The organism is Bradyrhizobium campsiandrae, from assembly GCF_014529705.1.
GTDB lineage: Bacteria > Pseudomonadota > Alphaproteobacteria > Rhizobiales > Xanthobacteraceae > Bradyrhizobium > Bradyrhizobium campsiandrae.
The window spans coordinates 1-21,628 of sequence record NZ_JAANIH010000054.1 but is presented as its reverse complement, the minus strand read 5'-3'; the positions used below and the strand labels follow the sequence as shown (position 1 = coordinate 21,628).

21 protein-coding genes are annotated in these 21,628 nt (G+C 65.9%); 10 read left to right on the top strand and 11 right to left on the bottom strand.

The features are described from left to right. Positions 1-23 precede the first annotated feature (23 nt). Positions 24-1,712: a caspase family protein gene (locus G8O24_RS31200; RefSeq protein WP_188106118.1), complete on the bottom strand. Its 1,689-nt coding sequence runs from the start codon at positions 1,710-1,712 to the stop codon at positions 24-26. Positions 1,713-1,960: 248 nt separating this feature from the next. Here G8O24_RS31200 and msrA point away from each other — a divergent pair, with 248 nt between their 5' ends. The 4 genes from msrA (at position 1,961) to G8O24_RS31180 (ending at position 3,915) form a co-directional block, all read left to right on the top strand. Next, the gene (gene msrA / locus G8O24_RS31195; RefSeq protein WP_188106116.1) at positions 1,961-2,662 is read left to right on the top strand and encodes a peptide-methionine (S)-S-oxide reductase MsrA; all 702 of its coding nucleotides are present in this window, start codon (positions 1,961-1,963) and stop codon (positions 2,660-2,662) included. 31 nt (positions 2,663-2,693) lie between these two features. Continuing rightward, positions 2,694-3,125, top strand: a complete 432-nt coding sequence (gene msrB, locus G8O24_RS31190; protein ID WP_188106113.1) for a peptide-methionine (R)-S-oxide reductase MsrB — start codon at positions 2,694-2,696, stop codon at positions 3,123-3,125. 119 nt (positions 3,126-3,244) lie between these two features. Further along, a complete protein-coding gene (locus G8O24_RS31185; protein WP_188106111.1) occupies positions 3,245-3,409 on the top strand; it encodes a DUF3309 family protein in 165 nt (54 codons plus the stop codon). A 212-nt stretch (positions 3,410-3,621) separates the two neighbouring features. Beyond that, a complete protein-coding gene (locus G8O24_RS31180) occupies positions 3,622-3,915 on the top strand; it encodes a hypothetical protein (protein WP_027560969.1) in 294 nt (97 codons plus the stop codon). 233 nt (positions 3,916-4,148) lie between these two features. On the opposite strand, the gene G8O24_RS31175 is transcribed toward G8O24_RS31180, so the two are convergent. Further along, positions 4,149-4,691, bottom strand: a complete 543-nt coding sequence (locus tag G8O24_RS31175) for a DUF4112 domain-containing protein (RefSeq protein WP_188106109.1) — start codon at positions 4,689-4,691, stop codon at positions 4,149-4,151. 60 nt (positions 4,692-4,751) lie between these two features. Further along, positions 4,752-5,177: a DUF5413 family protein gene (locus G8O24_RS31170; RefSeq protein ID WP_188106108.1), complete on the bottom strand. Its 426-nt coding sequence runs from the start codon at positions 5,175-5,177 to the stop codon at positions 4,752-4,754. Between the two features lie 144 nt (positions 5,178-5,321). On the opposite strand from G8O24_RS31170, the gene G8O24_RS31165 reads away from it, so the two are divergent. Both G8O24_RS31165 and G8O24_RS31160 read left to right on the top strand, forming a co-directional pair. Then, complete coding sequence (locus G8O24_RS31165; RefSeq protein WP_188106106.1) at positions 5,322-5,567, top strand: hypothetical protein; 246 nt, start codon at positions 5,322-5,324, stop codon at positions 5,565-5,567. A 178-nt stretch (positions 5,568-5,745) separates the two neighbouring features. Next, a complete protein-coding gene (locus G8O24_RS31160) occupies positions 5,746-6,099 on the top strand; it encodes a hypothetical protein (RefSeq protein ID WP_306666328.1) in 354 nt (117 codons plus the stop codon). 56 nt (positions 6,100-6,155) lie between these two features. On the opposite strand, the gene G8O24_RS31155 is transcribed toward G8O24_RS31160, so the two are convergent. The 5 genes from G8O24_RS31155 to G8O24_RS31135 all read right to left on the bottom strand — a co-directional run bounded on the left by G8O24_RS31155 (position 6,156) and on the right by G8O24_RS31135 (position 12,465). Further along, positions 6,156-7,769: a hypothetical protein gene (locus tag G8O24_RS31155; RefSeq protein ID WP_188106104.1), complete on the bottom strand. Its 1,614-nt coding sequence runs from the start codon at positions 7,767-7,769 to the stop codon at positions 6,156-6,158. A gap of 37 nt (positions 7,770-7,806) precedes the next feature. Next, positions 7,807-9,099 carry an adenylosuccinate synthase gene (locus tag G8O24_RS31150; RefSeq protein ID WP_188106102.1) on the bottom strand — a complete coding sequence of 431 codons (1,293 nt, stop codon included), beginning with the start codon at positions 9,097-9,099 and terminating at the stop codon, positions 7,807-7,809. Between the two features lie 198 nt (positions 9,100-9,297). Beyond that, positions 9,298-9,981 (bottom strand): ABC transporter ATP-binding protein, encoded by a 684-nt coding sequence (locus tag G8O24_RS31145; protein ID WP_188106100.1) that lies wholly within the window; start codon positions 9,979-9,981, stop codon positions 9,298-9,300. Further along, on the bottom strand, positions 9,974-11,200 hold the full coding sequence (locus tag G8O24_RS31140; RefSeq protein WP_188106098.1) for an ABC transporter permease: 1,227 nt from the start codon (positions 11,198-11,200) through the stop codon (positions 9,974-9,976). The genes G8O24_RS31145 and G8O24_RS31140 overlap by 8 nt, the downstream gene beginning before the upstream one ends. After that, complete coding sequence (locus tag G8O24_RS31135) at positions 11,197-12,465, bottom strand: efflux RND transporter periplasmic adaptor subunit (protein WP_188106096.1); 1,269 nt, start codon at positions 12,463-12,465, stop codon at positions 11,197-11,199. Before G8O24_RS31135 ends, G8O24_RS31140 begins: the two co-directional genes overlap by 4 nt. Before the next feature lie 176 nt (positions 12,466-12,641). Between G8O24_RS31135 and mgtA the strand changes: the two genes are divergently transcribed. Next, complete coding sequence (gene mgtA, locus G8O24_RS31130) at positions 12,642-15,140, top strand: magnesium-translocating P-type ATPase (protein WP_188106094.1); 2,499 nt, start codon at positions 12,642-12,644, stop codon at positions 15,138-15,140. 156 nt (positions 15,141-15,296) lie between these two features. Further along, positions 15,297-16,229, top strand: coding sequence for a DMT family transporter (locus G8O24_RS31125; protein ID WP_188106092.1), 933 nt, complete (start codon positions 15,297-15,299; stop codon positions 16,227-16,229). Between the two features lie 165 nt (positions 16,230-16,394). On the opposite strand, the gene G8O24_RS31120 is transcribed toward G8O24_RS31125, so the two are convergent. Beyond that, a complete protein-coding gene (locus tag G8O24_RS31120; RefSeq protein ID WP_188106180.1) occupies positions 16,395-16,784 on the bottom strand; it encodes a DUF1330 domain-containing protein in 390 nt (129 codons plus the stop codon). A gap of 104 nt (positions 16,785-16,888) precedes the next feature. Here G8O24_RS31120 and G8O24_RS31115 point away from each other — a divergent pair, with 104 nt between their 5' ends. Then, on the top strand, positions 16,889-17,824 hold the full coding sequence (locus tag G8O24_RS31115; RefSeq protein ID WP_188106090.1) for a DMT family transporter: 936 nt from the start codon (positions 16,889-16,891) through the stop codon (positions 17,822-17,824). A gap of 97 nt (positions 17,825-17,921) precedes the next feature. Then, a complete protein-coding gene (locus G8O24_RS31110) occupies positions 17,922-18,899 on the top strand; it encodes a Bug family tripartite tricarboxylate transporter substrate binding protein (protein WP_188106088.1) in 978 nt (325 codons plus the stop codon). A 150-nt stretch (positions 18,900-19,049) separates the two neighbouring features. Here the strand turns inward: G8O24_RS31110 and G8O24_RS31105 are convergent, their stop codons facing one another. Both G8O24_RS31105 and G8O24_RS31100 read right to left on the bottom strand, forming a co-directional pair. Continuing rightward, a complete protein-coding gene (locus G8O24_RS31105; protein ID WP_188106086.1) occupies positions 19,050-20,735 on the bottom strand; it encodes a methyl-accepting chemotaxis protein in 1,686 nt (561 codons plus the stop codon). 81 nt (positions 20,736-20,816) lie between these two features. After that, the coding region (locus G8O24_RS31100) for a methyl-accepting chemotaxis protein (RefSeq protein WP_244646085.1) at positions 20,817-21,628 on the bottom strand (812 nt) is incomplete at its 5' end.

Genomic DNA, 21,628 nt, shown 5'->3' with positions numbered 1-21,628 from the left:
CTGCGCTAACCCACCCTACAAACTCACTTCCCCGCCACGAAATAGAAATCCTCCCGTCCCGGCGGCGAGCCGTACGTGAACGGCTGCTGCTCGTGCCTGGTCGCGCTCCAGACGTCGTCGCGGACGATGTCGAACAATTTCCGGATCTCGATCTTCGGCACCTTGATCTCACGGGCGAGCGCGGTGGAGAACGGGCTGTCGGCGCCATTGTCGCCGTCGATCGCGGTCTCGCCGTGCTTGGCGGCGTAGACCACCATGAAGCCGGCACCGGGCTCGATGTTGGAAAAGCCCTTGTCGACCAGCTTCAGCGACAGCGTGTGCTGCATGGTCGGCGCGAACGGATTGTCGCGGCAGGCATCCAGGATCACGAGGCGCACTTTTCTTGCGGCGCCGACCGCGGCGATCACCTGCTCCAGCGCGACGGCTTGCGTCTCGGCGTCCCGGTCGACGGCGAGCTTGGCATCGACGGGCACGAGGTAGTTCACCCCGCCGATCTCGAAACCGTGGCCGGCATAATAGACCACGGCCCAATCGGCCTTCTCCGCCTCGTCGGCGAAAGCCTTCAGCGCATCGAAGAACTTGTCGCGGGTGAGATCGCTGACCGAGATCACGGTCTGGAAGCCGACATCCTTCAACACGCCCGCGATCAGCTTCGAATCGCGCGGCGGATTGGGCAGGGCATGGACGTTCTTGTAGGCCCCATTGCCGATCACCAGCGCGACGCGGCGCCCGGTGGGCGCAGCCCCCGGCGTTTGCGGCGTCAGCGCCGCGAGCCGCTCCTGCGCGATGGCGCGGGCGCGCGCGACGTCGAGCTCGTCGAATTTCGTCAGCGAATAGGCCGCGGAGCGATAGTCAGCGCGGGCCTGGGCGAGATCCTTCCTGCGCTCGTAGATCTGGCCGCGGCCGGAAAGCGCGCGGACACTGTTCGGATTGAGCTGAAGCGCCGCGTTGTAATCCTTCAGCGCGGCGTCGAGATCGCCCTTCATGAAATAGACTTCAGCGCGATTGTTGATGGCATAGACATTCTTCGGCTGCCGCTCGATCAGGGCGTTGCAGTCGGCAAAGGCCTGGTCATACTTGCCCATCAGGCCGTAGGTGGTGCAGCGGTTGCCGGCGATCTGCTGCGCGGTCGGATCGATCTTCTCGGCCTCGGCAAAATCGGCGATGGCGCCGTCATAGTCCTTCATGAGCGTGCGCACGCGGGCCCGATTGGTCCAGGCGAGCAGGAATTTGGGCGTGTATTTGATCGACAGGCTGAAATCGTCGAGCGCGCTTTGCAGCGCGCCCCTGCGCAGCTGGATGGTGCCGCGATTGTTGTAGGGAACGCCGTAAGTCGGGCGCTTCTGAAGCGCCAGATTGTAGTCGGCCATCGCGAGGTCGTCCTGGCCGGTTCGCTCATAGGCGATGCCCCGCGAGTTGAGCGTGACGACGTTGTCGGGATCGAGCCCAACGGCAATGGACAAGGTCTCGATCGCGTGGACGTAGTCGCGCTTGTTGACCATCGCATTGCCGCGCACGGTGAGCGCAACGGCCTTGTCCTTGCCGGTGAGCCGGTCGGCGCTGAGCAGGTTTTCGCAAGCCGTCACACGCGCCTGAAAATCCGCCTGGCGGTCGCGGCAGGTGGCGAGGTCGTCGCCGAGTTGGGGGTCAGCCGTGGCGATCGCGACGCCGCAGAGGAGTACGACTGATGTCAGAGGGATGACGCGCAGCATGTTGTCAGATCAGCTCCAGCCACCACCATTTTAAGTCGATCAGCGATCACGCCGGTTCATCTAGCCTGGGGTTCCCCCACCCGCCAAGCCGGGCCGCAAGGTGGGGCCCCTTTTCACGGACTCGTGTCGCGCCGGCTGTAACAATCGCCCGGCACGTCCGTATCTGGAGTGTCCGAAATTGCCGGGCAGGCTGTTCGCCCGCCCTCAACCGCCCTAGACTGTCAGGCCTTCTGATAAGAGGATCCGCCATGCGCCGCTCCGTCCTGTCCCTGCTCGCCGCCACCGCCGTCCTGTCGCTGGGCTTTGCCCTACCGACCCGGGCCGCGGAAGACGCCGTCGTGATTCCCGCCCCCGCGATGGACGCAAGCCCCGCGACCGGCATCCAGACCGCGGTCATCGCTGGGGGATGCTTCTGGGGCGTGCAGGGCGTATTCCAGCACACCGCCGGCGTCGTCAACGCGGTCTCCGGTTATGCCGGCGGCACCAAGGCGACGGCGGATTACGAGACCGTCTCGACCGGCCGCACCGGTCACGCCGAGTCGGTCGAGATCAAGTTCGACCCGAAGAAGATCTCCTACGGCAAGATCCTGCAGATCTACTTCTCGGTGGCGCACGACCCGACCCAACTCAACCGCCAGGGCCCGGACACCGGCACGCAATATCGCTCGGCGATCTTCACCACCTCCGACGAGCAGAAGAAGGTCGCGGAGGCCTATATCGCCCAGCTCAACTCCGCCAAGGTGTTCAGCAAGCCGATCGTGACCAAGATCAGTGCGCTGGAAGCGTTCTACCCGGCCGAGGCCTACCACCAGGACTATCTGACGCTGCACCCGAACCAGCCCTACATCGCCTATAACGACATCCCGAAGGTCGAGAACCTGAAAAAGCTGTTCGCGGATAACTACATTGAGAAGCCGACGCTGGTGAGTGCCAGCAAGGCCACCAACTGATCGCAAGGTCATCAGACACAACGGGAGACCCATGCCCGACACCAAGACAAAAACCACAGAGACCAAAACCACCGACAAGGTCATCAAGAGCGAAGAGCAGTGGCGGCGCGAATTGACGCCGATGCAATATGCGGTGCTGCGCGAGAAGGCGACCGAGCGTCCCTTCACGGGCGAGTATGAACACGACCATCGTGCCGGCACCTATGTCTGCGCCGGCTGCGGCAACGAACTGTTCGAATCCGACGCCAAGTTCGATTCCGGCTGCGGCTGGCCGAGCTTCACCGCCCCTGCCGTCGAGAGCCATATCGACGAGGAGCGGGATACGACCCACGGCATGATCCGCACCGAGGTGCTCTGCTCCAAATGCAGCGGCCATCTCGGCCATGTCTTCCCTGATGGTCCCGGGCCGACCGGCCTGCGTTATTGCATCAACTCGGCAGCGCTGAAGCTCGAGCCGAAATAAGACGACGTGCCGCCGGGTTCCGCCATGGAACCCGGCGGCACGATGTGCTTTTCTTCTGTGGCGGCGCGGCCGTTGCGCCTGATCCGGCGGCCGCCAGGGAGGCGGCCAAGGAGAGCGCCATGTCACTCGGGACCATCCTGATCATCCTGGTGATCATCTATCTCTTGGGCGGCCTGTCCGGCCGGATCGGCGGCTATGGCTACGGCATGGGCCATTCCGGCATGGGCATCGGCGGCGTCGTACTCGTGGTGCTGATCGTCCTGTTGCTTGCCGGCAAATTATAAACCACTTAAGCGATTGATATCACTTATATTATCCCCTCTGCGGGGCTGCCATGCGTGGATTCATCATCTCCCATCGCAGGGGTCGCATTTCTGTCAAAACAGCCTATATTAGGGGGCGAAAATGACATGCGGCGGGCCCGCGCCATTGCGGCCCCTGCCCTCCCCAACCCCACGCGCTTAAAGCCCCAGAGAAGATCACGAGGTCTTTGACCATGCGTCCACTGCGTCCGTTCAACTTCAACACTTCCGCCGAACTCTTCCCCGCTGCGATCCGCAAGAAGAAGCGCGCCGGCTTCACCTATCGCCGGTTCGGCACCGCGGCTGAGGCCGTGCAGTTCGCGATGGAGCAGTTGCCGACGGATTCGCTGAATGGCGCGTATCTCCAGGTCGAGGAAGCCCGTTTCGACCAGAACGGCATCCGCTCCCTCTATGAGAGCGAAGCCTTCCCGCTGCCGCGCCGTCCCAAGCCGGCGCCGGCCGCCGAGACCGACGCCGACGCGGCGTAAGTCTTCTAAAAGCCTCCGATGTGTGCAGAAAGCGCGATGGCCGAAAGGCTGTCGCGCTTTTTGCGTTGTGGGGCTTTCTTTCCGCTCTCCGTCATTGCGAGCGCAGCGAAGCAATCCAGACTGCCGCCGCGGAAAGATTCTGGATTGCTTCGCTGCGATCGCAATGACGACGCAGAGAGATCCGGCGCATTGTCGACCGGTTGAGTTCGCGGCACGCGCCCCAAGCTCTCGCGCTACATCCGCGGCTGCTTGTCGAGCCAGCGGCGCAGGAGGCGGACGTTGCGCATGTTGGCGCGGAACATGACGTCGAAGGCATCGCCCGCGAACGGCACCATGCCGACCACGCCGTCGACCGCGACATTGCCCAGCATCCGCGCGGTAATGTACCAGGGCGCGCCCAGCGCGCGGGCCTCGCGCACCAGCCACAGCGAGATCGCGGTGGTGATGATGTCGCCGATCACGGGGATCAGGCCGATCAACCCGTCAATGCCGTAGCGGATATTGGTGCCCGGCAGGATGAAGGCGACGTCGAGCAATCTTGCGATCGCCTCGAGCCGCGCGATCCGCTGCTCGCGCGTCAGATTGCCGAAGGGATTGCCTTGTCCGAATTCGAAGCGGAATTCCTGGAACCCCTGCTCCAGGGTTTCGGGCGGGATCTCACGGCCGTCCTGGTCGATGATCGGTCCGCGCGCGTCGCGTCCCGAAGAGCCGGCGCGCGACTCCATCCCGGAACGAGACCTGCGTGGCGAGAGGATGTCATCGTCGGTCATGGTCATGCCATCAGCAAACGCACGGACGGGGCAGAAGTTGCTGCGTCGCGTCCAAAGGTCGCGCGCTCAGCTCGCCGCTGCCGCCGGTTGCGGCTCCTCGACATAGTGATGCACGACCCAGGACGAGAGCACCGACGGCACGAAGCCGACCAGGCCATACAGGACGAACTGCACCGCGCCCGAATCCGACCCGCGCGAGCTGTAGGTGAACGCGGCGAGGATGAAGGCGAACAGGCCGACCAGCAGCATGCGCAGGCCCGGTCGGATACGCCTCACATGCATCAGAATGTCGTCGACCGCACCGATCATCAGCGACGGCAGGAAGCCGAACAGATAGCTGTATTGCAGCGTCTTGAAGAACACGGCGAACAGCTTGCCGACCTCGCTGAGACTGGTCTGCTCCCAATAGCCGGACTGGTAGGTCGTGGTCAGCAGCAGCAGAAAGCCGCCCACGAACGGGCCAATGAGGCCAAACACCAGATAGCGCTTCATCGAGGACTCCTCATGCTCGGCGGCTTTTATAGCAGCGCGGCCGGAACCTTGGATAGCGGTTACGGGCGGCTTTGGTGGGAACAAGTGGCAAGGCGACGAGTTCAGACAGGACCTGAAATTCACCCGTCAGATCCGGAGCCGCCGATGTCTCGTAAACTATTGTTGCTGGCGACGATCACGCTCACGGCCCTCGGCGACCTGTCGACCGCGCCCGCCTTCGCGCAGGGCCACATGGGCACGCCGCAGGAGCAGAACGCCTGCTCGCGCGACGCCTCGCGGCTGTGCCGCAAGGATCTCGGCAATGACGGAGCGGTGCAAGGCTGCCTGCAGGCCAACCGCGCCAAGCTGTCGAAGTCATGCAGCAAGGTGTTCGCGAGCCACGGCATGTAGGCGCGCGCCACCATTCGCGTGACGATCGCGCAACAACTGCGAATTCCTTCGCATCTCCCATTGAAGCTTCGCGACTTTCGCGCATACTCGAATCGGGCGGCGCAGCACTTTTCGATTCGAACATCAGGAAATCGAGCGACCACACACGGGATTGAGCTCCCGGCGTGAAGGCTGTGACATGCGGCAGATCAAGCCGCGTGCGGCGCCCCAAAACAAAGTGGTTCAACCCACGGAACTCGGGGACGCATTCTTCATGACACGCAGCAGCCAGACACTCGCTTCGCTATTTGCCTTCGCCGCCACAGCCCTCGCGCTCCAGACATCGCCAAGCCTTGCCTTCTCGTCCGAAGCGCAGCAGATGTGCTCGGGCGATGCGATGCGGCTGTGCTCCAGTGAAATCCCTGATATCCCGCGCATCACCGCCTGCATGGTGCGGAACAAGTCGCAAGTGAGCCCGGGCTGCCGCGCTGTGATGGACCGCGAGCACGCCGCCGCCACGGCGGCGCGCAAGCGCGAAGCGGCGGCGCAGTAGGAGAACTGCCAGTTTGGAAGGTGCTCAGCGCTCCCCGCTGGGGAGAGGTGAAGAGCCTAGTCGCCCCACTGCCCGAAGGCGTCGTTGAAGGCGCGCTCGCCGGGGGCGCCCTTCTCGATGGCGATGATAGCGCGGCGCTGGTTGGCGTAGACCAGCGGCACGTCGAACCACGAGCGCTCCTTCAGGAGCTGGACGTTGCGGCTGCGGTCGGCATCAACATTGGAGAGCCCGACCAGGAAGAAGCCGTCGGTGACCTTGACGGCGAGCCCTGCCAGCGGCGTGCCGCGCGCCTGCTCGTTCGACTTCATCAGGATGCCGGGCACGTTGGAGACGCTGCCGCCCGGAAAGTCCGGCGGCAGGATGAAGGTCAGCTCGGCCGTATGGCTTGCCGGCAGCGACGAGTCGGTGTTGCGGCGGAACGACATCGTCATCTTGAACTTGCGGTCGGGGATCTCGATGTCGGCGCGTACGGCGAGGTCGGCCTTCTGGTTGCCCGACGCCTTGATCGGCTCGAGCCGCCACACCACCGAGCCGACATATTGCTTGCCCTTCGGATCGGACGGATCCTCGTCATAGAGCACGACCTTCTGCGCCACCGGCGCGGCCGGCTGGTCGCTCGCCGAGGGCTGGCCGACGCGATCCGGAATCTTCGGCTTGCTCTGCGGCTGCGAGGTGTCCTTCGGCGCCTCCACCACCAGGGTGGGCGAGGACTTGAACAGATTGGTCGCGATCTGGATCAGCGGTTTGCCCCAGAGGATGCCGGCGCCGACCAGGATCAGCACGATGCCGATGGCGATCGCACTCTTGAACGGGAAGACCGAGGCCCGGCCGGTCCGCTTCTTGGCGTTGCGATCGAGCACGGGGATGTGTGGACGCGCCGACGGGGGCTGCGGCGTGTAGCGCTCGGCCTCCTCCATCGACTCGTCATAGGAATAGGACGCATCGCCCTCGGCGGCGCGATTTTCCAGGCTCGGCTCAAGCCGGTCGAATTCCGGCGAGGGCGAGGGCACGTTGGCATAGGTGCGGCGCGCAGCCCGGTTGGCCTGCGCCGCGGCGCCGCCGAGATCGTTGGCGTCGGCGGTGATGTCGCGGAAGCCGCGCACACCCGGCGACGGCGGCAAGGGCGGCGGCGGTGCGCCATCCGACGGGCGGCGGGGCGGCGAGCGGTCGCGCCCGGCCGGCGGCTCCGGGGGAGCCGGCTGGCGCGGCGCATCGAAACGCGGGGCGCGCGGCGGACGTGGGGCCTCGCTTTGGTCGTCACCACCTGCGGGCGGACGATCGTTGCGCGGCGGCGGCGCGGCGGGACGGGCCCGGGGTGGCGCAGCCGGCTGAGCGGGTGCGGGCGGATTGTTGTCGGCCGCTCGCGCGCTGGCCCGGCGGAACGCATCGCCGCTGCCGCCTCCGCTAGCGCCTCCACTCCTGGCCCCGCCACCGGGACGCGAGGCCTCGCGGGCCCGCTGGGCGGCCTCCGATTCGACCTTGCGGACGGCCTCTTCCAGCGACAGCCGCTCGCGCGTGATCTCGGATTCGGAGAGCGGCGGCTGCACGCTGCGCAGCTGCGCGATCAGGGCCGTGCGCGCCCGTTCATAGAGCGCGCGCCGGCTCTCGCCGGGAGCGTTCGGGTCCAGGGCGGCAATCGCGCGGGCAATCAGCGGATAGTAATCAGCCATTTCTACTCAACTATACCCGCGTCCTGGTAAGAGATCGTTAAGCCTCAAACGGGTTTTGCACCAGGATAGTATCCTCGCGTTCGGGGCTGGTGGAAAGCAGCGCCACCGGGCACCCCACCAATTCCTCGATCCGGCGGACATATTTGATGGCCTGGGCCGGCAGCTGGGCCCAGGACCGGGCATTGGCGGTCGGCTCCTTCCAGCCCTCGATGGTCTCGTAGATCGGCTCGACCCGGGCCTGGGCGCCCTCGCCCGCCGGGAAATAATCGATCTCCTTGCCATCGAGCTTGTAGCCGACACAGACCTCGATCGTGTCGAAGCCGTCGAGAATGTCGAGCTTGGTCAGGGCCAGGCCGGTGATGCCGCAGGTCCGCACAGTCTGGCGGACCAGCACGGCATCAAACCAGCCGCACCTGCGCTTGCGCCCGGTGTTGACCCCGAACTCGCGGCCTCTGCGGCCGATCTCCTCGCCAATCTCGTTCAGGAGCTCGGTCGGAAACGGCCCCTGGCCGACCCGGGTCGTATAGGCCTTGCAGATGCCGAGCACGTAGCCGACCGCGTTCGGGCCGAGGCCTGTTCCGGTCGCAGCCTGCGCCGCCACGGTGTTGGACGAGGTGACGTAAGGGTAGGTGCCATGGTCGACGTCGAGCAGCGCGCCCTGCGCGCCTTCGAACAGGATGCGCTTGCCGGCACGCCGCTCGGTATCGAGCAGACGCCAGACGGTCTCCGCATAAGGCAGCAGCTGCGGCGCCAGCGCGCTCAGTTCCTTCAGGATCTCCTTGCCGTCGAATTCCGGCAGGTTGAGGCCGCGACGGAGCGCGTTGTGGTGCGCCAGGAGACGATCGATCTTGTGCGGCAGCGTGTCGAGATCGGCGAGGTCCATCAGGCGGATCGCGCGCCGGCCGACCTTGTCCTCATAGGCAGGGCCGATGCCGCGCCGTGTGGTGCCGATCGCGGTCGCCGAATTGGAGGATTCGCGCAGCGCGTCGAGCTCGCGGTGCAGCGGCAGGATCAGGGTCACGTTCTCAGCAACGCGCAGATTCTCCGGGCCGACCGCGACGCCCTGGCCCCGCAGCTTGGTGACCTCGTCGAGGAAAGCCTGCGCGTCGAACACCACGCCGTTGCCGATCACCGCCAGCTTCGACGGGCGCAGCACGCCCGAGGGCAACAGCGCGAGCTTGTAAGTCTCGCCGTTGATGACCAGCGTGTGGCCGGCGTTATGGCCGCCCTGGAAGCGCGCGACGATGTCGGCCTGCTCCGACAACCAGTCGACGATCTTGCCCTTTCCTTCGTCGCCCCATTGGGCGCCGACGACGACAACATTGGCCATTCGCGGGGATTCCCTTCGAAGATTTTAGATGCGCCCAGCCAATCCACGGCCGGGGCCGCTCGCACGCGAGGCAGCCAACCGGATAAAGGATGCAGCCCCTCTAGGCAAGCAAGAACGGGGCTTTTTTCGGGCCCAATACGCGATCCAAGCCTTTGATATCCCCTTAAAATCCGTCCTGCCGGGCCGGCGTCTACGACGTTAGGCGCGGATGCGGCCGTCGACGACTTCGATGATGCGGTCGCAGCGCTGCGCGAGGTCCATATTGTGGGTGACGAGCAGGAAGCTCGTTCCGCTGTCGCGGTTGACCTGCCGCATCAGCTCGAACACGGCATCCGCCGATTTGGTGTCGAGATTGCCGGTCGGCTCGTCGGCCAGCACGAGGTCCGGCTCCATGGCGAGCGCGCGCGCCACCGCGACCCGCTGCTGCTGGCCGCCCGACATGTTGTTGGCGAGGTTGCCGGCGAACTTCGCCAAACCCACCTGCGCCAGCAGCCGGTCCGCCCGCGCCTCGATATCGGCGGCCGGAAAGCCGCGATCGACCAGCATCGGCATCATGACGTTCTCCCGCGCCGTGAAGGCCGAGATCAAGAGATGATACTGGAAGATGAACCCGATGGTATGGCCGCGCAGGCGGGTGATCTCGGCATCGCCGAGCGCGGCGGTGTCGTGCCCCTTGATCGAGAGCCGGCCCGAGGTCGGGCGATCGAGCAGGCCCACGATGTTGAGCAGCGTGCTCTTGCCGGAGCCCGACGGGCCGATCAGTGCGAGAAACTCGCCATGGTCGAGCTCGAGGTCGATGTCGTGCAGCACCTCGGTCTCGGTCGGCAGCCCGACATTGTAGGCCTTGCACACCCGCTCGAGCTTGAGGATCGCATCAGCCACGGATCGCCACCACCGGATCGAGTTTTGCCGCGCGAACCGCCGGCGCCATCGCGGCCAGGATGCCGGTGACGGTGGCAAGCAGGGCCGTATAGACGAACAGGGATCGCTCCAGGATCAGCGGAAACAATTCGGTGCCGTCGGCCTGACGGGCCACCGAATGCCAATAGACCAGCGCGAACGCGCCCATCGCCGCGCCGAACAGCGAGCCGACGAAGCCGAGCAGGCCGCCCTGAACCAGGAAGACGCGCAGGACCTGCGCCCGCGAGGTCCCCATCGCACGCAGGATGCCGATGTCCTTGGAACGCTGGATCACCGAGACGATGAGCACCGCCGCGATGCCGAACGCCACGGAGAGGCCGACGAAGAGGCGGATCAGGGTGTTGGTGTTCTGCTGGGCCTGCACCGCGGTGAAGAACTGCGCGTTTGTCTTGATCCAGCTGTCGGCCTCGACAACGTTGGCGGCCTGGATGCGCTGGGCGATGTCCTCGGCCGCATAGATGTCGGTAACGGTGATGTCGATCGTGGTGATGCCGCCGATCATGCCGAGCAGCGATTGCGCGGTGCGGAGCGCGGCGTAGCAGACGCGCTGGTTGACGCTCTTGTTGCCGAGGTCGACGATGCCCGAGATCGTGAGCACGCGCGTTGCGCCGGACGCGGCGCGAATGTTGAGCTTGTCGCCGACGGTCGCTCCGAGATCCTTCGCAAGCTCGGTGCCGATGATGATGTCTTCGCTGGTGAGGCGAGGTTCGCCGGCGACGATATAGTCCGGCACCTTCACGATCTTGAAGTAGGAGTCCGGCTCGACGCCCGACAGGTTCACCGAACGGCTGGCATCGCCGCGCACCGCGAGCACCGAGCCGAGGATCGTCGGCGACACCGTGACGACCTCGGGCATCGCCTGCATCTGCGCCCTGATCTTCGGCCATTGGTCGATCGAGATCACCCGCTGGCTCGGACGCTGCACCACCGCGTCCTCGATCTCGCCTCCGGCATTGCGCAGCGGGCGCGCGATCTGATCCGGCGAGAGCAACTGGATCTGCGGCTGCGAGGTCAGGACGCGCTTGATGAAATTGGCCTGGAGCCCCGCGAGCATCGCCGACATGAAGACGATGACGCCGACGCCGATCGAGATGCCGCCGATGATGAAGATGGTCTGCAGCCGGCCTTCGCGCAGGAAGCGCACGGCCATGGTCCATTCGATCGGCAGCCAGTGGTTCATGGCAGCACGGGCCGCACGCGCTGGCCGGTCAGAACGCCGGAACTCTGCGGGATCGCAACGTCGCCTGTCGCAAGACCGTCGATGATCTCGACATGGCTGTTGCCGTGCAGGCCGATCTTCACCGCCCGCTGACTGGCGCGCCCGTCCCTGATGCCGAGCACCCAGGGGTTATTCGACAGGACGTCATGCACCGAGCGCAGCGGCAGGATCCGCGCATCGTCGCGCGCGGCGACCTCGACATCGACCGACACGGTCATGTCCTGGCGCAGATAGTCCGGCGGATCGGAGACCGTCAGCTTGACCTCGACGGAGGCGCGGGAAATGTCGATGCCGGGATTGATATAGGTGATGGTGGCGGGGAAGCGGCGGTCAGGATAGGCGTCGGCCGACGCAACCGCCTTCTGCCCGAGCGAGATCTTGCCGAGATTGCGTTCGTCGATCTGCAAGACGAGCTGCACGTCGCCCGCCGGCGCAAGCACGAGCAGGGCCTTGCCGGGCTGCACGACGGTTCCCCGCTCGACACTGCGCGAGATCAGGACACCGTCGCGGGGCGCCGTGATCGTCGCATAGCCGAGCCGGGATTCCGCGGTGTCGAGATTGGCCCGCGCCTGGTTGGCCTGGGTCTGCGCCATCACGTAATCACTGCCGCCGGGGCTCGCCGTATAGACCTGAAATTGCGCCGAGCGCATCGCCGCGCGCGCGACGTCGAGAGTCTTCTGGGCATCATCGAGCGCGGCCCGTGTCGCATAGCCGTTGTGTTCGAGCTGGGCCGTGCGGTCATAGGTCTGCTGGGCGTTGAGCAGCGTCGCCTGCGCCTGGGTCAGCGCCTCCCTGGCCGATGGCAGCGTCAGCTCCTCGAGCTGCTTGATGCGTGCCTCCGCCTGCGCCACCGCGCCCTGCGCCTGCACCATGGTCGCCCTCAATTCACGGGATTCCAGCGCGATCAGCGGCTGGCCCTTGGCGACCTTTTCACCCTCCTGAACCAGCACGTCCTGCACCGTGCCGGTGATCTGGCTGCCGATCTCGACGCGATACGGCGTTTCGACATGGCCGCTCGCGACAACCGTCTCGACGAGACGGCCGAGCTTGACCTGGTCCACGACGACCGCCGGGCCGAACAGCACCCGCGCGCCCTGCCAGATGCCGAGCCCGAGCAGGACCATCACCGCGAGAATGAACCATTTGTGACTGAGAAATCCCGACCACAGCCCAGTGACGGAAAACCATCGCCTGTGCCGGGTCAGGACGATAGTTTGCTCGACCATGACATCGTCCCGCAACGCGCCGCACCGGCGGACGAATCCCGCGGATCCGCTATCGCCCGGCTCGTTCATCACGACGCTATCCTGCGGACGAAAATCGAGATTGTTCTAGGTCAAGAGGTTACGGCGAATTTAGAGGCATCTGCCGACGCGAGAGGTCCAGTCACCGGGAGCTTCGCTTGCTGGAAAGTCCAACTCACGCCGACACCAAGTTCTGGCGCCTGTCACCGCTCGACCTCTGCAGCAGGCTCGGCTGTGGCCAGACCGGCCTGACCGCAGCCGAGGCCGCCGAGCGCCTCGACCGTTTCGGACCGAACAGCGATGCACCAGCGCGCATCGAGGGCACGATGCGCGCGATCCTGCGCCGCCTGCTCGAGCCGCTGTCGCTGATCCTGCTGGTGGCGGGTATCGTCTCGATGCTGACCGGAGACGGCATCGGCGGCCTGATCATCGTGCTGATCCTCGCGCTCTCGATCGGGCTCGACACCGTCCAGGAAGGCCAGGCGGTCCGCGCCGCCGAGATTCTCCGCCGTTCGGTCGCCCTGAAGGCCGAGGTCCGGCGCGACGGCGCCTTTGTCGAGATCGACGTCGACCGGGTGGTGCCCGGCGATCTGCTGCGCGTCCGCGCCGGCGACATCATCCCGGCCGATGCGCTGGTTCTGGAGAGCACGGCATTCACGGCCGGAGAGGCCGCGCTCACCGGCGAGCCTTACCCGGTGCCGAAGCGCGCCGGCAGCGGCGCCGACCTCAACGACACCTCGAACGCGCTGTTCCGCGGCGCGGTGGCGCAGACCGGGGAGGCGATCGCGCTCGTCGTCAGGACCGGGCGCGACACTGTGTTCGGAGCGGCAGCCTCCGCTCTTGCGGAGACTCAGGCGCCCTCCCCCTTCGAGCGCGATTTGCGCGAGTTCGGGCTCGTCATCGCGCGCGCCACGCTGGCGCTGGTGCTGATCGTGCTCACCGTCCGCGTCGTGTTCGGCCGGCCGGTGCTCGATTCTCTGCTCTTTGCCGTCGCGCTCGCGGTCGGGCTGACGCCGGAACTGCTGCCGATGATCACCACGGTGACGCTGTCGCGCGGTGCGCTGCGCATGGCCGGGCGCAAGGTGATCGTGAAACGTCTTGCCGCGATCCACGACCTCGGCGCCATGACCGTGCTGTGCACGGACAAGACGGGCACGCTGACCTCGGCCGAGATCACGCTTGCGAGAAGCCTCGATGCTGCAGGCAAGGACGACACCCGCGCCGCGCATCTCGGCGCCATCGCGGCATCGCTCGGCGGCGACCGCGGCGCGCTCGATGCTGCGCTCGTCGCCGGCCGGCCGGACGCCGCCCAAGGCTGGACGCTCGCCGGACGGCAGGCGTTCGACTTCTCACGCCGGCTCGGATCGGTGCTCGCGACCGGCCCCGAGGGCGCGCTGCTGATCGTCAAGGGCGCGCCGGAAGCGGTGCTCGCATTGTGCGCAATGGACGAGGCTGCGCGTGAAGCGGCGATGGGCCGCGTGCACGAGCTTGCGACCGGAGGCCTCCGCACCGTGGCCATCGCCTCGCGGGCCTGGAGCGGAGCCCTGCGCGAGGTGGAGACGGACGACGAGACCGACCTCGTGTTCGAAGGATTCTGCGCCTTCGCCGATCCGCCGAAGCCGACGGCCGCGGCCGCGATCGCCCGGCTGGCGGCGAGCGGCATCAGGCTGAAGATCCTCTCGGGCGACGATCCCGTGGTGGTGCAGCGGCTCGCGGGCCTGGTTGGCCTCAATCCTGCGCGTGTCCTGTCGGGCGCCGAAATCGCCGAGCTCAGCGACGAGGCGCTCGCCGTGCAGGTGCGCTCGGTCGACGCGTTCGGCCGGCTTGCGCCGGACCAGAAATCGCGGATCGTGAAGGCCCTTCAGGTGGGCGGCGAGGTGGTTGGCTTTCTCGGCGACGGCATCAACGATGCGCCGGCCCTGAAGGTCGCCGATGTCGGGCTGTCGGTCGACGGCGCCACCGGCGTGGCGCAGGCCGCCGCCGACATGATCCTGCTTGCCTCCGATCTCGAGGTCGTCGCGGACGGGGTCGAGGAAGGCCGGCGCACCTTCGCCAACATCCTCAAATATGTCCGCATGGGCGCAAGCTCGAATTTCGGCAACATGCTGTCGATGGCGGCGGCCTCGATCGCGCTGCCGTTCCTGCCGATGCTGCCGACCCAGATCCTGCTCAACAATCTGCTCTACGACCTGTCGGAGCTCGGCATCCCGTTCGATCGCGTCTCGGCCCGGGCGACGGCGCAGCCGCAGGTGTGGAGCATGTCGCGCCTGGTGCGCTTCGCCGCGATCATGGGGCCGCTGTCGTCGATATACGACTTCCTCACCTTCGGCGCCCTGCTGTACCTGTTCAAGGCTTCGCCGGAGGAGTTTCGCACCGCCTGGTTCGTCGAATCCATGGCGACGCAGATCCTGGTCATCTTCGTCATCCGCACCAACGGGCGACCGTGGCGCAACTGGCCGGATCCCGTGCTCGCCGCCTCCTCGCTGGTCGCACTGCTCGTCGCGATGGTCCTGCCGTTCACGCCGCTCGGAGCCTGGTTCGGCTTCGTCGCGCCGCCGCCGATCATGATGGCCGGCATCGCGCTGCTCGTCGTCGCCTATCTCGCCTGCGCCGAGCTGTTGAAGCCGTTCGCGATCCGCACCGGGCGCAGGGGCTGAAGTTCCTCCGCTTCGCACCGCGCATGATGGCGATGCGTCTCGCGGCATTGATATCGCGCGCGTTTCGGTGTTTCTGAATGGGCCGGGTTTCGACCGGCCCGGACCCAGCCGGGCCGGCGGCCTTGCTGTACTCCACGCGGGGCCATAACAATCACAATGTCCGCCACCGGCCACACCACAGGCGCCGAAGCGTCCGACCAGCACTGGATTTCCAACCAGCCCTATCTCCTGCTCAGCATCACCGCGCTGTGCTGGGCCGGCAATGCCATCGTGGGACGCCTTGCCGCGGGCCATATCCCGCCGGTGACGCTGTCGTTCCTGCGCTGGAGCTTCGCCTTCCTCATCGTGCTGCCGTTCGCCTGGAAACATCTCGTGCAGGACTGGCCCGAGATCCGCCGCAAGCTTGGCCTGATGATCACGCTCTCGATCACCGGCATCGGCGCCTTCAACACCCTGCAATATTGGGCGCTGGAGCATACCCAGGCGCTCAACACGCTCTTGCTGCAATCGGCCGCGCCGCTGATCGTGGCCCTATGGTCGCTGGTCATCCTCGGGGTCCGCCTCACCGCGGCGCAGGCTTTCGGCGTGTTGCTCTCGATGTGCGGCGTGCTGATCATCCTGCTGCACGGCGATTTCACCACGCTGTCAAACATCGCATTCAACAAGGGCGACCTGATCTTCATCGTCGCGCTGATCATCTTCGCGCTCTATTCGGTGCTGACCTTGAAGCGACCGCCGATCCACGGCCTGTCATTTCTCGCCTTCACCTTCGGCGCCGGCGCCGCCTGCCTGATTCCGCTGGAGATCTGGGAACTGTCGGCGCGTCCGGTGATGAAGCTCGACGGACCGAACCTGCTCACCTTGTTCTACGTCGCGGTGTTCCCCTCGACGCTCGCCTATCTCTGCTTCAACCGCGGCGTCCGGCTGATCGGCGCCAACCGTGCCGCGCCGTTCTTCCACGTCGTGCCCGTGTTCGGCTCGATCATGGCGATGGCCTTCCTGGGTGAACGCCCGCAGGCCTTCCACTTCATCGGCTTCGCGCTGGTGCTGTCCGGCGTGTTCGCGGCGTCGCGGAAGCAGGCGGCGTAGCTTCTTCCTTCTCCCCTTGCGGGAGTTCGTAGGGCGGGCAAAGCGAAGCGTGCCCACCACCTCCATCCTATGAAGACGAAACGCGGGCACGGCGCAAGTGCGCCTTTGCCCACCCTACGATTCCGGGATTTGCGGAGAGACCCGACGCGCCGCGTGACAGATATGCTACTTCGTCTTGAACTTGCTGTAGGCCTCGCTGGTCGCGATGATGACGTGCTCGGCGCAGCCGTTGCGGCGATGCGGATCGGCCTGCGTCTCGTAGGCTTCCGACGTCATCATGTCGAGAAACGCCGCGACAGTCGGATAATACACCAGCGCGACGAAATCCCATTCGTTGCCATCGCGCGGGCCGAGCGCGACCGCCTTGGCCTCGCCGGTCCACAGCAGCGTGCCGCCGCGCGCCCTGATCATCGGCACCGTGATCGCGCTGTAGCGCAGATAGGCGTCCCAGCCCGAACCATCGCCGTCGCGCGAGCGCGCGTGAAAGCGCATCAGGTTCAGCATCACCACCGGCGCATGCCGGTCGAGCCCTTCCAGGCCCTCGATGTTCAACATATTGACCGCCAATGGCACCTCCTCAGGATTTGCCTGCATTGTAGCATTGCGGCGGCGTGACTTGTGTCACGACGGCGATCCGGCGCAAAGTCCTGTCTGACCCCATGACGATCGCTTCGCCCGCGCCACCAGCCTCGAACCCGGCCAGCTGGCTCAACAACCAGCCTTATCTGCTGCTCAGCCTGAGCTCGCTGTTCTGGGCCGGCAACATCGTGCTCGCGCGCCATGTCGGCGCGCATGTGCCACCGTTGACGGTGACCACGATCCGCTGGTTCGGCGTGTTCCTGATCCTGCTGCCGTTTTCATGGCCGCACCTGAAGCGCGACTGGCCGGCCTTGCGCAAGAGCCTGCCCTTGATGCTGTTCCTGTCGCTGGTCGGCTTTGCCTTCAACAACGCCATCTCGTACTGGGCGCTGCAATATACCGAAGCGCTGAACGCGCTCCTGATCCAGTCGGCGGGGCCGCTGTTCGTGGCGTTGTGGTCGCTGGTGCTGTTCGGCGTGCGGCTGACCGGCGGCCAGCTTGCGGGCATCGCGATCTCGCTGATCGGCGTGCTGATCATCATCCTGCGCGGCGATCTCGCGGCGCTGGCCAGCATCTCCTTCAACCGAGGCGACATCATGTTCGCCTCCTCGCTGGTGGCGTTCGGGCTCTACTCCGCCTTCATTCCGCGCCGGCCGAAGGTTCACCAGCTGTCCTTTCTGTCCTTCACCACCTGCTGCGGTGCCTTGATGCTGCTGCCGACGGCAATCTGGGAGGCGTGGCGCGGCAATGTCATTCAATTCGACGCGGTGACGCTGGCAACCCTCGGCTACATCCTGATCTTCCCCTCCACGCTCGCCTATCTCTTCTTCAATCGTGGCGTCGCGCTGATCGGGCCGAACCGCGCCGCGCCGTTCTTCCATCTGGTGCCGGTGTTCGGCTCGGCGATGGCGATCCTGCTGCTCGGCGAGAAGCTGCGGCCGTTCCACCTGATCGGCTACGCGCTGGTGCTCGCCGGCGTCGTGATCGCCTCGCGCCAGGGTTCGGCCGCGACGTAATTCCGCGCCGCGGGCGGAGTGCGCTGCCCTGCCGTCTTCCGGTTTTGATGTGGACCGGCTAGGTTCCCTGCCAACGAAAAAGAGGGAACGTCCGAACATGCTGCCATCGCTCATGCGCGCCCTGCGCACCGCCGGCGCCGCCGTGTTGTGTCTTGCCGCCGCATCCGCCGCCGAAGCCGAACCCTGGCCGAGCCGCAACATCACGCTGGTGCTGCCGTTTGCGGCCGGCAGCGGCACCGACACCACGACGCGGCTGATCTCGCAGCATCTGTCGCAGGCGCTCGGCGTCGGCATCGTGATCGAGAACAAGGCCGGCGCCAACGGCATGATCGCGGCGACCTATGTCGCGCGCTCCGCGCCCGACGGCTACACGCTGCTGGTCACCACCAACACCACGCATTCGGCCAATCCCTTTCTGCTCAAGAACCTGACCTACGATCCGGTGAAGGATTTCACCCCGATCGCGCGCACCGGCGACCTGCCCTTCATGCTGGTGGTCCATCCGGACGTGCCGGCCAAAACGGTCGCCGAGCTCGTCGCCTACGGCAAGGCCAATCCGGGCAAGCTGAGCTACGCCTCGGGCTCCTCCTCGGCGATCGTGTCGGGCGCGACCTTCGCACACAATGCCGGGCTCGACCTGTTGCACGTGCCCTACAAGAGCTCGCCGCCGGCGCTCAACGACGTCATGGGCGGACGCGTCTCGATGATGTTCGTGGACATCCTGACCGGCCTGCCGCACGTCCAGGGCAACGCGCTGCGCGCACTCGCCGTCACCACCAAGGACCGCACCCCGCTGATCCCCAGCCTCCCCTCGATGCAGGAGGCCGGCGTGCCCGATTTCGACATCTCGTCATGGCAGGGCTATTTCGGTCCCGCAGGCATGCCCAAGGAGATCGTTGTCAGGCTCAACGCCGAGATCCGCAAGATCGTCGAGAAGCCTGAAATCAAGGCCCAGCTCGCAACGCTCGGCATGGACGCGTTTTCGGGCACACCGGAAGAGCTCGGCACGTTCGTGAACGAGCAGCTGGTGCTGTGGGAGAAGCTGATCAAGGATGCGGGGATCGAGAAGCAGTAAACAGGTCTCGTAGGGTGGGCAAAGCGAAAGCGTGCCCACGGCGACTTCATCGCGCACTCAAAATGAAAAGGTGGGCACGACGCATCGCGTCTTTGCCCACCTTACGAATTCAATACAAGATCTTTACATCCACGCAACTCAACGCGAACTTTACGCCGCGCGGACCTTGGCGAGGAAGCCGTCGACTGCGCTGCGCAGCGCGCCGGACTGGCTGTCCAGTTCGCGGGCGTTGGTCAGGACGTCGGCGGCCGCGGTGCCGGTCGCTTCGGCAGCCGAGGTGACGCTGCCGATATTGGCGTTGATCTCGCTCGAACCGGCCGCCACCGACTGGATGTTGCGGGCGATCTCGCGCGTTGCCTCGCCCTGCTGCTCGATCGAGGCCGAGATGCCGGCGGTGATCTCGCTCATCTCGGCAATGGTCTGGGTGATGCCGCCGATGGCGGCGACCGCATCGCTGGTCGAGGTCTGCATCGCCGCCACTTGCGCGGAGATTTCCTCGGTCGCCTTGGCGGTCTGGTTGGCCAGTGCCTTCACCTCGGAGGCGACGACGGCAAAGCCGCGGCCGGACTCACCGGCACGCGCGGCCTCGATGGTGGCGTTGAGCGCGAGCAGATTGGTCTGCGCCGCGATCGAATGAATGAGCTTGACCACCTCGCCGATCTTCTCGGCGCCGGTCGAGAGCTCCTGTACCGTGGCGTTGGTGCGTTCGGCGTCGGTCACGGCCTTGCTGGCAACTTCCGTCGAGCGCGTCACCTGGCGGGAGATTTCCGCAACCGAGCTCGACAGCTCTTCGGCGGCCGCGGCGACGGTGCCGACATTGCCGGAGGCCTTCTGCGAGGCCGCGCCGACCGTTGCGGCGCGCGAGGAGGCATCGCTGGCGGTCGCAGTCATCGACTGCGCCGTCGACTGCATGCCGGCCGCGGCCGAGGAGACCGAGCGCACGATGCCGTTGACGCTGCGTTCGAAGTCGTTGGCGATGTCTTCCATCGCGCGGCGGCGTTCCGCCGCCGCACGCTCCTTGGCAGCCGCTTCGGTCTGCTCGAGGTCGCGGATGCGGACCGCGTTGTCCTTGAAGATCTGGACCGTGGAGGACATCGCGCCGACCTCGTCACCGCGGCCGACGCCGGGGATGTCACCCTCGAGCTTGCCGTCGGCGAGATCCTTCATGCGGGCGCCGAGCAGCGCCAGCGGACGGCTGATGCTGCGGCCGAGCATCCAGGCCACGCTGCCAGCGATGACGACGATGCCGAGCATGGCAAGGCCGAGCGACCAGTAGATCGGAACCATCTTGGCGTCGATGTCTTCAAGATAGCCGCCGGTGCCGAGATACATGTCGAAGCCGGGAACGGCCGCCGAATAGCCCACCTTGCGGATCGGCTTGTCCTGGCCGGGCTTCATGTACTCGTAGAACAAAAGCACCGACCCGTTGGCCTTGACGCCGTCCATCCACTCCCTGGAGAGATTACGGCCGTTGGTCAGAATGTCCATGCGGTTCTGGCCGACCTGCTTCGGATCGGGCGCAAGCTGGGTGATGCCGTCATAGGACGTGCCGAACAGGTAGCCCGAGCCGTTGTCGTAGGTCATCGCATTGCCGTAGCGGCGAAGCTCGGCCATGGCCGCATCCTTCGTCATCTCGCCGGCGTCGACGCGCTTTTTTAGATTGCCGGCGAAGCTGAGGGCCACGTCCACGATGGACTTCGTCTGATCAATGCGCGCATTCACCATCTCACGCTTCATGAGATATCCAGCCAGAATCCCGGAGATGCACAGACCGATCAGGGTGACGCCAACCAGGATGCCGAGTTTGGAGGCGATCTTCAGACTGCTCAACTTCACGACGGACTCCTCAAATAAATGAATGGAAAAGGCGGGCGGCGCTCACACACCCTTGCCGCCCTATGCAACACAATACGAAACCTACGCCGCGCGGACCTTGGCGAGGAAGCCGTCCACCGCGCTGCGCAGCGCGCCGGACTGGTGGTCCAGTTCGCGGGCGTTGGTCAGGACGTCGCCGGCCGCGGTGCCGGTCGCTTCGGCGGCCGAGGTGACGCTGCCGATATGGGCGTTGATCTCGCTCGAACCGGCCGCCACCGACTGGATGTTGCGGGCGATCTCGCGCGTCGCCTCGCCCTGCTGCTCGATCGAGGCCGAGATGCCGGCGGTGATCTCGCTCATCTCGGCGATGGTCTGGGTGATGCCGCCGATGGCGGCGACCGCATCGCTGGTCGAGGTCTGCATCGCCGCCACTTGCGCGGAGATTTCCTCGGTCGCCTTGGCGGTCTGGTTGGCCAGTGCCTTCACCTCGGAGGCGACGACGGCAAAGCCGCGGCCGGACTCACCGGCACGCGCGGCCTCGATAGTGGCGTTGAGCGCGAGCAGATTGGTCTGCGCCGCGATCGAATGAATGAGCTTGACCACCTCGCCGATCTTCTCGGCGCCGGTCGAGAGCTCCTGCACCGTGGCGTTGGTGCGTTCGGCGTCGGTCACGGCCTTGCTCGCAACTTCCGTCGAGCGCGTCACCTGGCGGGAGATTTCCGCGACCGAGCTCGACAGCTCTTCGGCGGCGGCTGCCACCGTGCCGACATTGCCGGAGGCCTTCTGTGAGGCCGCGCCGACCGTTGCGGCGCGCGAGGAGGCATCGCTGGCGGTCGCAGTCATCGACTGCGCCGTCGACTGCATGCCGGCCGCGGCCGAGGAGACCGAGCGCACGATGCCGTTGACGCTGCGTT

Excerpts from the sequence above, each read along its gene's own strand:
- G8O24_RS31125 (WP_188106092.1), top strand. The coding sequence starts at position 15,297 with ATGTCCGCCACCGGCCACACCACAGGCGCCGAAGCGTCCGACCAGCAC.
- G8O24_RS31160 (WP_306666328.1), top strand. The coding sequence starts at position 5,746 with ATGCGGCAGATCAAGCCGCGTGCGGCGCCCCAAAACAAAGTGGTTCAA.
- G8O24_RS31185 (WP_188106111.1), top strand. The coding sequence starts at position 3,245 with ATGTCACTCGGGACCATCCTGATCATCCTGGTGATCATCTATCTCTTG.
- G8O24_RS31175 (WP_188106109.1), bottom strand. The coding sequence starts at position 4,691 with ATGACCATGACCGACGATGACATCCTCTCGCCACGCAGGTCTCGTTCC.
- G8O24_RS31180 (WP_027560969.1), top strand. The coding sequence starts at position 3,622 with ATGCGTCCACTGCGTCCGTTCAACTTCAACACTTCCGCCGAACTCTTC.
- G8O24_RS31120 (WP_188106180.1), bottom strand. The coding sequence starts at position 16,784 with ATGTTGAACATCGAGGGCCTGGAAGGGCTCGACCGGCATGCGCCGGTG.
- msrB (WP_188106113.1), top strand. The coding sequence starts at position 2,694 with ATGCCCGACACCAAGACAAAAACCACAGAGACCAAAACCACCGACAAG.
- msrA (WP_188106116.1), top strand. The coding sequence starts at position 1,961 with ATGCGCCGCTCCGTCCTGTCCCTGCTCGCCGCCACCGCCGTCCTGTCG.
- G8O24_RS31200 (WP_188106118.1), bottom strand. The coding sequence starts at position 1,712 with ATGCTGCGCGTCATCCCTCTGACATCAGTCGTACTCCTCTGCGGCGTC.
- G8O24_RS31155 (WP_188106104.1), bottom strand. The coding sequence starts at position 7,769 with ATGGCTGATTACTATCCGCTGATTGCCCGCGCGATTGCCGCCCTGGAC.
- G8O24_RS31170 (WP_188106108.1), bottom strand. The coding sequence starts at position 5,177 with ATGAAGCGCTATCTGGTGTTTGGCCTCATTGGCCCGTTCGTGGGCGGC.
- G8O24_RS31115 (WP_188106090.1), top strand. The coding sequence starts at position 16,889 with ATGACGATCGCTTCGCCCGCGCCACCAGCCTCGAACCCGGCCAGCTGG.
- G8O24_RS31150 (WP_188106102.1), bottom strand. The coding sequence starts at position 9,099 with ATGGCCAATGTTGTCGTCGTCGGCGCCCAATGGGGCGACGAAGGAAAG.
- G8O24_RS31165 (WP_188106106.1), top strand. The coding sequence starts at position 5,322 with ATGTCTCGTAAACTATTGTTGCTGGCGACGATCACGCTCACGGCCCTC.
- G8O24_RS31140 (WP_188106098.1), bottom strand. The coding sequence starts at position 11,200 with ATGAACCACTGGCTGCCGATCGAATGGACCATGGCCGTGCGCTTCCTG.
- G8O24_RS31135 (WP_188106096.1), bottom strand. The coding sequence starts at position 12,465 with ATGGTCGAGCAAACTATCGTCCTGACCCGGCACAGGCGATGGTTTTCC.
- G8O24_RS31110 (WP_188106088.1), top strand. The coding sequence starts at position 17,922 with ATGCTGCCATCGCTCATGCGCGCCCTGCGCACCGCCGGCGCCGCCGTG.